This is a genomic window from Lentzea sp. NPDC058436, from assembly GCF_042721515.1.
Lineage (GTDB): Bacteria > Actinomycetota > Actinomycetes > Mycobacteriales > Pseudonocardiaceae > Lentzea.
Window position 1 is genome coordinate 135,605 of sequence record NZ_JBHXLF010000008.1, and the last position, 12,860, is coordinate 148,464.

At 70.0% G+C, this 12,860-nt stretch carries 12 protein-coding genes; 3 read left to right on the forward strand and 9 right to left on the reverse strand.

What is annotated here, in order from left to right:
• Positions 1-54: 54 nt before the first annotated feature.
• On the forward strand, positions 55-528 hold the full coding sequence (locus ACFWN2_RS27255) for a VOC family protein (RefSeq protein WP_382432014.1): 474 nt from the start codon (positions 55-57) through the stop codon (positions 526-528).
• Here the strand turns inward: ACFWN2_RS27255 and ACFWN2_RS27260 are convergent.
• The 4 genes from ACFWN2_RS27260 to ACFWN2_RS27275 form a co-directional block, all read right to left on the reverse strand.
• Complete coding sequence (locus ACFWN2_RS27260; RefSeq protein ID WP_382432016.1) at positions 512-1,885, reverse strand: NAD(P)/FAD-dependent oxidoreductase; 1,374 nt, start codon at positions 1,883-1,885, stop codon at positions 512-514. The two genes, ACFWN2_RS27255 and ACFWN2_RS27260, sit on opposite strands and share 17 nt — an antisense overlap.
• Complete coding sequence (locus ACFWN2_RS27265; protein WP_382432018.1) at positions 1,886-3,103, reverse strand: MAB_1171c family putative transporter; 1,218 nt, start codon at positions 3,101-3,103, stop codon at positions 1,886-1,888.
• The gene (locus ACFWN2_RS27270; protein WP_382432020.1) at positions 3,090-3,641 is read right to left on the reverse strand and encodes a hypothetical protein; all 552 of its coding nucleotides are present in this window, start codon (positions 3,639-3,641) and stop codon (positions 3,090-3,092) included. The genes ACFWN2_RS27265 and ACFWN2_RS27270 overlap by 14 nt, the downstream gene beginning before the upstream one ends.
• A 61-nt stretch (positions 3,642-3,702) precedes the next feature.
• A complete protein-coding gene (locus ACFWN2_RS27275; RefSeq protein WP_382432022.1) occupies positions 3,703-4,410 on the reverse strand; it encodes a hypothetical protein in 708 nt (235 codons plus the stop codon).
• A gap of 210 nt (positions 4,411-4,620) precedes the next feature.
• Between ACFWN2_RS27275 and ACFWN2_RS27280 the strand changes: the two genes are divergently transcribed.
• Positions 4,621-5,547: a diguanylate cyclase gene (locus ACFWN2_RS27280; RefSeq protein ID WP_382432024.1), complete on the forward strand. Its 927-nt coding sequence runs from the start codon at positions 4,621-4,623 to the stop codon at positions 5,545-5,547.
• On the opposite strand, the gene ACFWN2_RS27285 is transcribed toward ACFWN2_RS27280, so the two are convergent.
• The 3 genes from ACFWN2_RS27285 to ACFWN2_RS27295 are packed head-to-tail and all read right to left on the reverse strand — an operon-like array spanning position 5,548 to position 8,628.
• Positions 5,548-6,153: a TetR/AcrR family transcriptional regulator gene (locus ACFWN2_RS27285; RefSeq protein ID WP_382432026.1), complete on the reverse strand. Its 606-nt coding sequence runs from the start codon at positions 6,151-6,153 to the stop codon at positions 5,548-5,550. It abuts the gene before it with no gap.
• Positions 6,150-7,271 (reverse strand): nucleotide disphospho-sugar-binding domain-containing protein, encoded by a 1,122-nt coding sequence (locus ACFWN2_RS27290; protein ID WP_382432028.1) that lies wholly within the window; start codon positions 7,269-7,271, stop codon positions 6,150-6,152. The genes ACFWN2_RS27285 and ACFWN2_RS27290 overlap by 4 nt, the downstream gene beginning before the upstream one ends.
• Positions 7,272-7,317: 46 nt before the next feature.
• Positions 7,318-8,628, reverse strand: a complete 1,311-nt coding sequence (locus ACFWN2_RS27295; RefSeq protein WP_382432030.1) for a DUF2252 domain-containing protein — start codon at positions 8,626-8,628, stop codon at positions 7,318-7,320.
• A 235-nt stretch (positions 8,629-8,863) separates the two neighbouring features.
• On the opposite strand from ACFWN2_RS27295, the gene ACFWN2_RS27300 reads away from it, so the two are divergent.
• On the forward strand, positions 8,864-9,643 hold the full coding sequence (locus ACFWN2_RS27300; RefSeq protein ID WP_382432031.1) for a hypothetical protein: 780 nt from the start codon (positions 8,864-8,866) through the stop codon (positions 9,641-9,643).
• Positions 9,644-9,646: 3 nt separating this feature from the next.
• On the opposite strand, the gene ACFWN2_RS27305 is transcribed toward ACFWN2_RS27300, so the two are convergent.
• On the reverse strand, positions 9,647-11,629 hold the full coding sequence (locus tag ACFWN2_RS27305; protein ID WP_382432032.1) for an ArnT family glycosyltransferase: 1,983 nt from the start codon (positions 11,627-11,629) through the stop codon (positions 9,647-9,649).
• On the reverse strand, positions 11,626-12,846 hold the full coding sequence (locus ACFWN2_RS27310) for a glycosyltransferase (RefSeq protein ID WP_382432033.1): 1,221 nt from the start codon (positions 12,844-12,846) through the stop codon (positions 11,626-11,628). The genes ACFWN2_RS27305 and ACFWN2_RS27310 overlap by 4 nt, the downstream gene beginning before the upstream one ends.
• Positions 12,847-12,860 lie beyond the last annotated feature (14 nt).

Genomic DNA, 12,860 nt, shown 5'->3' on the forward strand with positions numbered 1-12,860 from the left:
CTCGTCCTACATCGCGATTACGGTCGCCCCCAACCGAGAACAAGGGGAGACCACATGAACGTCGTGCCCGAGGGCTACCACACCGTGACGCCGTGGCTGATCAGTCAGGGCCGGACTGCCGAGCTGATCGACTTCATCGTCGAGGTGTTCGACGCCACCGAGCTCGGACGAGTCGGCGAGCCGCCGGAGATCGGCCACGCCGAGGTCCGCATCGGCGACTCGACCGTCATGCTCTTCGACGTACCGAACTGGCCGCCCACGCCCGCGTTCCTCCGGCTCTACGTCGCCGACGACGCGAAGACGCTCCAGCGTGCCCAGGACCTGGGCAGCAGGGTCGTCACCGAACCCACGGAGATGTTCTGGGGTGACAGGGTCAGCCGGTTCGCCGACCCGTTCGGCAACCTGTGGTGGCTGCACCAGCGCGTCGCGGAGCCCACCGCAGACGAGTTGGACGCCAGGATGCGGGACCCGGCGTTCATCAGCGCGATGGCCTACGTGCAGAGCGCGGACTTCACTCCGCGGAGGTGACGCGGTCCCGCTCGTCCGCGGTCAGCGTCGGTTCCGGCGACGCCGACCGCGGTCCGCGCAGCGTCGCCCACATCATCCGGGGGCTCAGCAGGTTCGCCATCGGCGCGGACAACGTGAACGCCTCCAGGAACGCCCGAGTCACCGGGGCCTCCGTGGTCGCCGTGCGCACCAAACGGTCCACATAGCGCTGCAACACCCGCCCGGCCAGCGGCAACGGCTTCCCGACCGCGCCCGGATACAGGATGTCCTGGTTGGTCGCCATCGCCCAGGCCCCGTCGACGACCTTGCCGATCCCGCGCTGGATCTGCTGCGCGGAACGCCCGGCCGCGAGACCCGAGTCGAGCACCTGCGCGCTCTGCGCCGCGATCGACATCCCGTGCCCGTACACGGGGTTGTAGGTCGCCACCGAGTCGCCCAGCGCCAGCAGCCCCGAGGGCCACGACTTCAAGCGCTCGAAGAACATCCGCCGGTTCGCCGTGCTGTGCGACCCGTACACCGGCGACAACGGCTCGGCGGACTCGATCAGCTCACCCACGACGGGGTTGCGCACCGACCGCGCGAACGACACGAACTCCGCCGAGTCGGTCGACGGCTCACCGCCGCGCGTTCCGGACAGCGTGACCAGCCACTTGCCGTCCTCGATGGGCAGCAGGGTCGCGGTGCACCCGGGAAACGGGTCACGCGGGTTCGCCTGCACGTTGACGAGCGGAAACCCGGCGGCAGCCGTCGGGGGAGCCTGGAAGATCCTGGTGGCGTAAGCAAGTCCGGAGTCGACGCTCTCGGACTCCACGGCGGGCAGCCCGAACTCGGCGAGCCACGCGGGCAGACGGGAGCCGCGCCCGGTCGCGTCCACGACGAGGTCGGCCTCCAGCGATACCTGCTCACCCGAGATCCGGTCCTGCACCAGCACCCCGGTCACGGCGTCGGCGGAACCGAGCAACGACACCGGCTCCGTTCCGGTCAGCACCGAGATCTTGTTGTCCCGCAACGCCTGGACGCGCACCACCCAGTCGAGCAGCGAACGGCTGCACGTGACGATGAACTGCATCTCGGGGAACCGCGGCACCCATCCCTGGGCGCTCAGCGACACCAGGTCGTTCGGCACCCCGATCCGGTGCGCCCCGGCGGCGAACAACGCGTCCAGCGTCCCCGGCAGCAACGACTCGATCGCCCGCGCGCCACCGGACATCAGCAGGTGCGCGTGCCGGGCCTGCGGCACGCCGGAGCGCGACGAGGGGCCGTCGGGCAGCTTGTCGCGCTCCACCACGGTGACCTCGTCCACGTGCCGGACGAGGACGGACGCCGCGAGCACGCCCGCGAGTCCTCCGCCGAGCACAACGGCGTGTGTGGGTGCCATCTAGTCCATTCCCCCTGCTGCTTCCACCCGTGCCGCGTCGGCGACGGCCGCGTCGACTATCGGCGAGTGCTGGTACGCGCGCGAGATCCGGACCCACCTGTCGTGCTCGCCGGCGAGGTCGGTGCCATCGACGATCTCCGCGGCGGGACGGCGCTGGGGCGTTCGCGCACGGCCACCGGACGAGCCCGCGGCCCGCAGCTGCGCGGCCTCCACGACGGCGGCCACCTCGTCCTTCGTCAGCGAGGCACGCTGCGCCAGCGAACTGGCGGTCTCGCCGACCGACAGGTCGAAGTACGGCGTCAACGCCCAGCGCCAGTCGTTGAGCTCGATGATCTGACGGCGCACGCGGTGGTGCGGGTTGAGGAACTTGCCTGGCGCCACCAGCACGATGCCGGGGTTCACGTGCACCAGCGCGCGGTGCAGCGGCCGCAGCGCGAAGTACGTGCGCCAGCGCCGCACCCACTGCGACGGCGACGGGCGGTGCGGCCCGAAGACCGGCAACGCCATCGCGATCACCAGCGGGATCATCGACAGCGACGCCATCAGGGGCGCCGTCGTGCTCAGGACGTCGAAGCTGCGCTCACCGGCCCAGTCCATCAGCAGCACGAAGAGCTTGATGATCGCGAACGCCATGGGGAACAACGCCGCCGCGCAGTACCAGCGCAGCCCGCGCCGCAGCCACGGCCGTGCGGAGATCGCCTCGTCGCGCGAGCCCTGCCAGCAGTGGTAGGCCTGCCCGCCGCAGCCGATCATGGTGGCGACGAAGTAGATGAACAGGAAGACCGCGATCGTCGGCTGCGTGGCGTAGAAGGTGTCGAAGTCGACCTGGCGTTCCTCGGAGACCTCGGACTTGAAGAACAGCACGACCATCGCGGCGACGACGGTGGCGTAGCTGACGACGATCAGCCGGACCCGTTGCCACGCCTGGGCCGCCGGGTAGCGCCAGTACAGCACCAGCGCGAACGCCGAGCCCGCGAAGCAGACCACGAGGCTGTAAACGAGCAGCGCGGCGAAGTTCGGCACGCCGGTGGCCCGGTTGATCCAGGTGATGTTCGCGGGCGCCGCGAAGAGGATGGCGAACGCCGAGAAGAACACGGTGGAGATCAGCGCCACGACGCGGGGACTGCCCCAGCTGGACCGCAGCGAGCGGATCTTGTACGCGAGGAGGAAGAGACCGACGGCACCGCACGAGAGGTAGATCAGGTTAAAGATCGCCACGACGCACCCAGCGAGATCTTCCCTCTAGAGACTCGGCGACCCTGCGCACGTGCGCCGGTTCCTCGGCGGTGTCGGCCCACACCCGGTGCTCCGTCAGCCTTTCCAGCAGGTGGTCGGCGAGGTTCTCGGCCTCGCGCTCCTCGTCCTCGGTCAGCGTCGTGCGCCCGGCGATGATCTTCGCCATCCGCGGCAGCAGGTGCGGCGCGAGCCTGCGCAGGCCCTCGTCGCGGCTCAGCGCGACGGGCTGGTGCTCCAGGAGCACGTGGGCGAACTCGTGCAGCAGCACGTGCAGGCGGTGGTACCAGGACGGCGAGTCGGCGCAGATGACGAGGTACGTGCCGTTCTCCAGCAACGCGGTCGCGCCGCTCAGGCAGACCGCGTTCGTGATGGCGGCGAACCGGACGTCGACGCGCCGCCCGAGCCGTTCGCTCATCAGCTCGCAGACCCGGCGGCTCGCTTCCTGGTGCGTGGCGTCGGGCGGCAGCGCGAGGTCCCGGGCGACCTCGTCGACCAGCTTGCGCAGTCTCCTGCGGTTCACCCGTCGCCTCCTCTCGATGTCGTCTGCAGCCGTCCAGGCCGAGATCTTCACGCCGTCGTCGTCAGGTGTGGTCCGCGGAGGGGCGGCGGCTGTTCAACGGGAACGACCACCCCTCACCGACTTCGAGGGCTTGCCGGAACCCTTCTACCGCAGCGGCCCTGGCCTGTGGGGAGAGATCGCCCGTGCGTTCGGCCAGACGGGTGACGAATTCGACGACGCCGAGTTCGCGCAGTGCCAGGAAGTCCGTCAGCTCCGAGTCGACGCGCGCCGCGAGCTCGTCGTCGAAGAAGTACGCAGGGTCGGCACCGAAGTGGTCGGCCAGGCCGAGGATGTGCTTGAGCCGCGGGTTGTCGCTGGTGTTGCTCAGGAGCTCGCGGATGTAGCTGGCGGAGATGCTGCCGAAGTGGCCGGACGAGCTGATCGCCGTCGCGACCTCCTCCGGCGACCAGGGGCCGCGGTCCGGCGGGTGCACGGCTTCGAAGAGCGTGCTCAACGCCGTGGGCCGCCATCCGGGCCGTTCAGCCGTGTGCAGCTCTCGACGCCCACCCAGGAACACGGCGGGGTGCACGCCGAGCGCGCCGGCGAGGTCGACGAGCGCCTGGCAGGTCGGGTTGTCCTTCACGCCGAGCCGCAGCTGCGAGATGTACCCGTGCGCGATGTCCCCGCCCCGTGCCTTCACGGCGGCGGAGAGCGCTACGTTGGTGACCTTGCCGCGGCCGTCGGGCGGGTTGGTGCACAGCTCGTTGAGGACCTCGGCGAACGGCCTCACGCCACACCTCCGCTGGAGCGCCTCAGGGCCAGAAATCGTTCCACTGCTGTGGAACCACGCGAGCATATGGCATCACAGGGGTTGAATCCACCAATCCGTAGTCCTATGATCACACTCCGCCGCTTGCACTGATGTGTCGCGTTTGATCCGAACGACGTCACCTCAGTTGAAAGGGGCAGATCGGGCCGGTCAGCGAATCCGGGGGGACTCATGGCGACTGCGCGGATGGGACTGCCGGTGGACCACGGTTCTCTGCGCCTGCACGACGAGAGCGCTCCCTCGCGCTGCGGCTCGTGCGCCCAACCGGTCGGCGCCTGGGCGACGGACCGGCTGACGGGCCTCCTCGGCCGCTGGGGCTGGGACGACCAGGCGCCCGCGACGTACCGCCGAGCCCAGCGCCGGTGGGAACAGGTCGCGCTGCTCATGGTCGACCTCGACCGCTTCAAGAAGATCAACGACGAGTACGGCCACCCGGCCGGTGACGTCGTGCTGACCAACGTGGCCGCGGTCCTGAAAGCACACACGCGCCCAACGGACCTCGTGTGCCGCCACGGTGGCGATGAGTTCCTCGTGCTGCTGCCGCACACCACGGGCCGAGAAGCAGCCGTGGTGGCCGAACGAATCCTGCGCGGCATCCGCACGCTGCAGACCGAGATCACCACGAACGACGGCTATCACCTCACCCTGCACGGCCAGACGGCGTCCATCGGCGTCGCCTCCCACGTGCCGAGCGGCGAGAACACGCTGATCGACCTGGTCCGCGACACCGACGCGGCCCTGCAACGCGCCAAGCGCGGCGGCCGGGCCCGAGTCCAGCTGCACGACCCGAGCACGTTCGCCGCCGAGCGCACCGACTCCTCGGCCCTGCACCACCTGCTCGCGTTGCAGGACCTGATGAGCAGCGACCAGTTGCCGCAGGTCCTCGTGTCGCTGTCCGACGGTCCGAAGGCGACGGAGGACCTGGTCGCGATCCTCGGACCGAGGGTCATCCTCACGCTGGAACGTCTGCAGGACAACGGTTTCGTGCTCCGCCGCGCGTCCCGCTACGAACTCACGGCCGCCGCCCGCGAGTGGATCACGGACGTCCTGCCGGCCGTCGCCGCGTGGACGAACCGGCACCACGGCCTCGTGCACTAGCTACTTCGCGAGCATCCTGGTGGCCTGCTCCGCGAGCCACCGCTCGGCGTCGTCCCACGACCAGCCGCACTCCTTGACGAGGGTCCGCCACGCGCCGAACCCGAAGCAGAACCACAGCACGTCGGTGGCCCGTTCGACGTCGATCTCCAGCAGTCCCTTGTCCCGCAGGTGTTCCGCGACGTCCCGGAGCGCCTGCCGGTAGCTCCCGGTGCTGTGCTCCCACAACGCCGCGCCGTCCTCGTGCGCCGGGATCGCCGCGAAGAGCACCTCGACGACCTGCTGCTCGTTCTCGTTGCAGAGCCGAGTTCCCCTGGCCAGCAACGTGATCGCCGCCGCGACGCCGTCGGTCTCCCGGATCGCGTCCGTGGCCGAGGCCGAGCCGCTGCGGGCGATCGACTCGCTGACGACCTCGCGCAGGATCTCGGCCTTGCTGCCCGCACTGGAGTACACGGTCTGCGGTGCGACCCCGGCCCGTTTGGCGATCTCCGCCACCGTGACGCGCGCGTACCCGTTGGCGGAGAACAACTCCGTGGCCGCGTGCAGGATGTCCCGGCGGGTGCCGGCGGCGTCCTGCGCACGGCGCGGGGAGTGGTAGGACCTCGTCACAGACCGGCTTCCAGTGTCGTGGCCACCTCGTGCGCGTCCGGCATGGCGGCGATCTCCTTGGCGATGGTGGTGACGTTCTCGCGGACCCGCACGTCGGTGAGCACCGTCCGCACCGCCTCCGCGAGTGCCTGCGGCGTCTGCGAAGGCGGGTCGAGCGCGATGCCGGCCTGGGCGGCCGCGACCCGTTCGGCCTGCAGGAACTGGTCGGCGCCCTGCGGCAGCACCACCAGCGGCACGCCCTTCATCAACGCGGCCGCCGTCGTGCCCGCACCGCCGTGCGTCACCACCACGTCCACGCCGTCCAGCAGGTCCTCCATCGGCGTGAACCCGACGAACGTGACGCGCTCGTGGTCGACGTCGAAGTCCTCGGCCGTGGCCAGCAGGCCCAGTGTCACCACGACGTCCAGGTCCTCGGCGGACAGTTCGCGCACCAACGGGCTGAGCTTCGCCGGGTCGCCGAAGAACGTCCCGAACGTCACCAGCACCCGCGGCCGCACCGACACCTGCGGCTTCCAGGCCTGCGCACCGGGGTCGCGGAACGCCTCGGGGCGCAGCGGCAACCACCCCTCCGGCTGCTGCCACCCGTCCGCGCGCATCGGCGCGGGCCACGTGTCGAGCAGCCACTTCCGGGGCTGCCAGGGCAGTCCACGCGCCTCGTGCCGCGTGCGCGCCAGGGCCTCCATGGCGTCAGTGAACACCAGGGGCAACGGCGGCCCGAAGGCCAGGGTCGCGACCGGCGCGCCCGCGGCGGCGGCCACCAGCGGCCCCACGAAGTCGCAGGCCTCGGCCACGACGAGGTCCGGCCGGAAGTCCGCGGCGACGGCCAGAGCCTCGTCCGCCGTGAGGTCGACCCGCGTGCCCGCGAAGAACTCGGCCACCGACTCGGGCGTCGGGGCACCGGCCGGGTCCGCCCCGGTGCGGCGTGCGACCTCGGCGAACAGCACGTCCGGCAGCGGTCCGGCCGCGAGGTGGCCGAGCCCCTGGGCGGCGACCACGGGCGCCATGCCCGCCGCGGTGAGGACGGCGACCTCGTGCCCGCGCTCCCGGAACGCGCGGGCGAGCGGGAAGAGGGGCAGGAGGTGGCCGTGCTGGGGAACGCTGGAGAAGAGGATGCGCATATTCACTAGAATAGTCATCTAACGAATACGCATGGTGTCGCCTGGATCACGCCGTGGAGCCGACGCCCTTGATCCGGCCGTCCCGGAACGCGTCCACGAACAGCCGGTGGTCCTCGCGCGTCTGCCGCGCGTAGTCGAGCGCGAACTCCACGATCGAGTCGCAGAAGTCGGCGTCGCGGTCCCCGACGGCCGCCGCGATCGCCTCCTCGCACTGGAAGTCGACCAGGGTCTGCGACGAGTCCGAGTCGGCCACGCAGTGCATCTTCGCGGTGGCGCGCCCCAGGTGGTCGAGCACCGGCAGCATGTCCAGCGGCTCGGTGAGGTCGGACCAGTCCAGGTCGGCCTCGTACGGCGAGAGTTCGGACACGACGTACCCGACGCCGTCGATCTCGGTGTGGCCGAGCCACGGGTCGGCGTGCGCCTGCAGGGCCCGCTGCGACACGGCGGTGCGGTGGCCGTGGTCGGTGAAGTACTCGCGGATCCGTTCGTCGGGGACGATGCGGCTGGGCGCGGCGATGTTGGCCTGCTTCATCGACAGCACGACGTCGTTCTCCAACGCCTGGGAGCGGCCCTCGACCAGGATGTTGTAGGCGTGCAGGCCGGCGGAGCCGATGCCGAAACCGCTGCGGCCCACCACGTCCTTGACGGCGTAGGTGCGGCTCGACGCCCGTTTGCCGGTCGGGATGGTGTCCAGGTAGGACTCGTAGGCGCGCAGGACGGCCTCGTGGACCTCGGGGTCGAGCTCGTGGGTGCCTTCGCGGTCGCGGCGGAAGCGGCGTTCGTAGTCGACGATCGCCGTCTTCTCCTCCAGCAGGCCGATCCTGGTGGCCAGGCGGGCCCGTTGCAGGACGCGGTGCAGCACGCCCTCGGTGCTGTCGAGGCGCAGGCTGAAGAGCTCGTCGTTCGGGTGCTCGGCGAACGAGCGGACCTGCGCGACGTACGAGAGGACGTAGGTGCGGATCAGTTCGGTGATCGCGCTGTCGGGCAGCGCCTTGCGCCAGCCGAGCAGGGCCATCGAGGCGGCGAAGCGGCGGAGGTCCCACGTGAACGCGCCGAGGTAGGCCTCGTCGAAGTCGTTGACGTCGAACACCAGTGTGCCCTCGGAGTCCATGTAGGTTCCGAAGTTCTGCGCGTGCAGGTCGCCCTGGATCCAGATGCGGCCGGTGCGTTCGTCCGTCCACTCATCGGGCATTTCGGCCATGTCGGCGTAGAACAGGCACGCGCTGCCCCGGTAGAACGCGAACGGCTCGGCCGCCATCTTGCGGAACTTGTGCCGGAACGCGGCGGGGTCGGCGGTCATCAGGCCGGAGAAGGCCTCTTCGAGCACGCTCACAATGCGTTCGCCGCGATCGGTCATGGTGCATCCCAACACGTGGAGGCCGGAACGAGAAGGGGCAACAGCGAGCAGGAATCGAGAAGCCCGGAAAGTCGCCGCGTCCTAACGTCGGAGGCATGTGCTTCATGTTCGGTGCGAGCGAGGAACAGGTCCGTCGCGTGCTCGAAGAAGAGGCGGCGGACGAGGAGGTTCCGGCGGCCGAAGACTGGTCGCAGGACTAGGGATCGCGTTCATGCCCGGCAGAACACTTCCGGGCATGAACGGACCTATGTCGCGCCGGAGCATCCTCGCCGCAGGTGTGGCGGGATCGGCTGCGGTTCTGCTCGGCACCACGAACGCCTCCGCGGCGACCCTCGTCAGCCACAGCGAGATCAACTCGCAGCCGACCTTCTACGAGGTGAACGGCGCCGCGTCGTCGTTCCGCTACGAGCCCGCGTTCTACGCGCGGCTGGAGGCCTGGCACGTGCACTGGCGCAACTGGACGCCGTACCACTGGACCGCGCCGCACAAGATCTACTCGTACGGCGCGTACGTGAACAAGTCGGGCATGCACGGCGAGGGCAGGGCGTTCGACCTCGCGCGCATGCTCATCACGAACCGCGACACGGGCGCGACGTTCACCGCCTTCAACGCCCGTTACGACCAGTGGAAGAACACCACCGGTGACGCCCTGCGCACCGCGCGGATCCGTTACTGGGGAACGATGGCGTCGCTGCACCACCACTTCCGCCACGTCCTCTCGTACCTCGACGACACCGAGCACCACAACCACGCCCACATCGACAACGCGATCTCCGGCAGCGGTGACTCCAGCTTCAACACCGGCTCGACGACCCAGACGTACTTCGTCCAGGCCGCCTGCCAGTACATCTGGGGCATCTCGACCGGCATCGACGGTGACTGGGGCCCGCAGACGCAAGCCAACTCCTCCGCCGCCCTCGCCCGCGCCGGTTCCGACGGCGTGATCACCACGCAGAGCCGCTGGCTCGCCTTCTGCAAGGCCAGTGCGCAGCAGGCCTGGGCACTGGTGCCTTGACCGTCACGCGCGGCACTCCAGCAGCTGCTCCGATCCGCCTCCGTAGGCGCTCGGGTCCACCGCGGTGCAGTGGTCGGTGATCCACTTCTGGCGGCCGTTGTCGTCACGGCCGCCGAAGCCGCCCATGCGGTCACCGCCGCTGAGCACGTACTTCAGCCTGCCCTCGCTCACCCACGCCTGCAGCTGGTCTACCGACGGAGCGTCGTCCGAGCCGGAGAACCCGCCCATGCCGATCACGACCTCGTCGGAGCCCATGATGAACGGCGAGGCCATCTGCGACGAGCCGGCGACCGCGAGGATGATCTCCGCATCACCGCTGTTCTCCTTGGCGTAGGCCAGAACTCGCTTCTGCTCGTCGGTCAGCTCGCCCCGGCCACCACCGCCGGGGCCGGGCATCGTCCCGATCTGCGGCCTGCCGTTCCCCGGCCGCTGTCCACCGCGGAAGACCTGGAAGCCACCACCGCGCTCGGCCGGACCGGCCGCGGGGATCGAGCCGTTCGAACTTGCCGTCGCGGCCGTGGCCGTGGACCACACGGCGGGCACCAGCAGCATCGCGGCCACCGCGGCCACGAGTCCGGCCCGGCGCAGTCCCAGCAGCAGCACGACCACAGCGACAGCGGCCACTCCGAGCACCGCCCACCGCGTCCAGCCGTGCCAGGACGTGTCCCGGGAGACCACGACGAACGCCCACCCGGCCGTGATCACGACCGACAGCGGCAGCAGGAACCGCACGAAGCTCTTGGCACGCCAGAACATCACGATCCCGGCGGCGCTGATCGCGGCGACGGCCGGCGCCAGCATCGTCGTGTAGTACGGGTGGAAGATGCCCTGCGCGAGGCTGAACACCAGCGCCGTGACCAGCAGCCAGCCGCCCCACATGAACCAGCCCGCGCGTTCGGCCGCGTCACCGGGAACCCCGCGCCGCCACCGCAGCGCGCCCGCCACCGAGACGGTGACCAGGACCAGCAGCGACAACGGCAGCAGCCACGAGATCTGCCCGCCGACCGCGGCGTCGAACATGCGCGTGATGCCGGGCTGACCGCCGAACATCGCACCGCCACCGGGTCCGCCGAACTCCATCGGCCCCTGTCCGGTCGGCGCCGCGCCGCTGGGCATCGGCATGCTGCCGCCACCTCGGTTGCCGCTCCCGCCGAACACCCGGCCCAGCCCGTTGTAACCGATGATCAGGTCCCACGCGCCGCCGTCCGTGCTTCCGCCGACGTACGGCTTGGAGCCCGGCCACAACGCGTGCAGCGCCACCCACCAGAACGACGACGCCACCAGCACGGCGCCCGCGCCGAGCAGGTCGAGGATCCGCCGCTTTACCGGCGCGCTAGACCCCACCAGGTAGGCCAGGCCGAAGCCGGGCACCACGATCCACGCCTGCAACATCTTCGTCAGGAACCCGCAGCCGATGAAGAAAGCGCACCACAGCAACCACTTCGTGCGCTGCCGGCTGTCCGAGGCCTTGACCGAACGCGTGAAGGCGTAGGCGGAGGCGACGAGCAGCAGCACCAGCAACGTGTCCGGGTTGTTGTCGCGGTTGATCGCCACGGTGATCGGAGTCAGCGCGAAGATCAACGCGGCGAGCAGCGCCACCTTCTCGTCCGCCCACAGCCGGACGGTGCGGTGCAGCAGGAACACCGCCGCGACGCCCTCGACCACCTGCGGCAGCAGCACCGCCCAGCCGTGGAACCCGAAGATCCACACGGCGAACGCCTGAGGCCACAACGACATCGGCGGCTTGTCGACGGTCACCACACCGGCGGGGTCGAACGAGCCGAACAGGAAGTTGGTGAACGACGTCGACATCGACTTCGCGGCGGCCGAGTAGTAGGAGTTGCCGACCTGTCCCGCGCCGATCGCCCACGCGTACAGGCCACCGGCCAGCACGCAGATCGCGACGAGGGCCCAGACGGGCCAACTGGGAGGTCGTGCTTCGACGGGTTCGCCAGCAGGGGCTGCCACTTCGGCAGTGGCGGTCATACGTCGTCCTTTCGTTCGGCGCGGCGGAACACCCAGCTCCGCAGCAGGAAGAAGCGACCCACCGTGCCCAGCGCCGAGGAGCCGAGCAGCACCACCAGTTCCAGCGCGCGTGGCGGGTCGGGGGAGACCGCGTGCAGCACGAGCAACGCGGTCGACGTGAACGCGAAGTAGAGCCCGAACACCACGAGTCCCTGCAGGTGCGTCTTGCCGCGGGACGTGTTGCGGGCCGTGAAGGTGAAGCGGCGGTTGGCCTCCGTGTTGAACAACGTGGTGATCACCAGTGCGGCGAGGTTCGCCGCCAGCACGGGCCACCACAGCCGGAAAGCGCCGTACAGAGCCAGGTTCGCGAGAGTGGAGATCACGCCGATCACCGCGAACGACAGCACCTGCCAGGAGAGTCCGCCCTCGCTGCGGCTCAGCACGGCGTCCGGGTGGATCGCGCGGGGCAGTGGCCGGCGCGGCAACCCGTTCACGAGAGCGGTTCCGTTGGCCTTGGCACGGGCAACCCGGATCAACCCCTTGACGTCGTCGATCGCGGTGCCGACCACGTCGACCCGGCTGTCCACGTCCTCGACCCAGTCGACGGGCACCTCGTGCACGCGCAAACCGTTGTGCTCGGCCAGGAGCAGCAGCTCGGTGTCGAAGAACCACGCCTCGTCGCGCGCCTGCCCGAGCAACGGCCGGACGACCTCGGTGCGCGCCGCCTTGAACCCGCACTGCGCGTCGCTGAACCGCGCCCCGTGCGTCAGTCTGATCAACGCGTTGTAGGCACGGGAGACCAGTTCTCTCCGCGGCCCGCGCACCGTCCGCGACCCCGGCGCGAGGCGCGACCCGATCGCGAGGTCCGAGTGCCCGTTGAGCAGCGGCGCGACCAGCGGCAGCAGCCCGTCCAGTCCCGTCGACAGGTCGACGTCCATGTAGACGACGACCGCCGCCTCGCTGGATCCCCACGACTCCCGCAGCGCCAGTCCGCGGCCCTTGCGGTCGAGGTGGTGCACGCGCACCCGCTCGTACTTGCGCGCCAGTTCCCCGGCGACCTCCATGGTCCTGTCCGTGCTGGCGTTGTCGACCACGACGATCGACCAGTCGAACGGGAACTGCTCGGTCAGGAACCGGTGCAGGACCTCGACGCAGCCGGGCAGCGCGCGTTCCTCGTTGTAGACGGGGATCATGATGTCCACCGTCCCCGTGGCCTGTGCGGTGCTCACCGCCGTCATGGCTCTCTCCGTTC

What these genes read in the sequence shown, in the direction of transcription:
- ACFWN2_RS27260 (WP_382432016.1), bottom strand. Translation starts at nt 1,885, where the DNA reads ATGGCACCCACACACGCCGTTGTGCTCGGCGGAGGACTCGCGGGCGTG.
- ACFWN2_RS27290 (WP_382432028.1), bottom strand. Translation starts at nt 7,271, where the DNA reads ATGCGCATCCTCTTCTCCAGCGTTCCCCAGCACGGCCACCTCCTGCCC.
- ACFWN2_RS27310 (WP_382432033.1), bottom strand. Translation starts at nt 12,846, where the DNA reads ATGACGGCGGTGAGCACCGCACAGGCCACGGGGACGGTGGACATCATG.
- ACFWN2_RS27300 (WP_382432031.1), top strand. Translation starts at nt 8,864, where the DNA reads ATGAACGGACCTATGTCGCGCCGGAGCATCCTCGCCGCAGGTGTGGCG.
- ACFWN2_RS27280 (WP_382432024.1), top strand. Translation starts at nt 4,621, where the DNA reads ATGGCGACTGCGCGGATGGGACTGCCGGTGGACCACGGTTCTCTGCGC.
- ACFWN2_RS27255 (WP_382432014.1), top strand. Translation starts at nt 55, where the DNA reads ATGAACGTCGTGCCCGAGGGCTACCACACCGTGACGCCGTGGCTGATC.
- ACFWN2_RS27295 (WP_382432030.1), bottom strand. Translation starts at nt 8,628, where the DNA reads ATGACCGATCGCGGCGAACGCATTGTGAGCGTGCTCGAAGAGGCCTTC.
- ACFWN2_RS27305 (WP_382432032.1), bottom strand. Translation starts at nt 11,629, where the DNA reads ATGACCGCCACTGCCGAAGTGGCAGCCCCTGCTGGCGAACCCGTCGAA.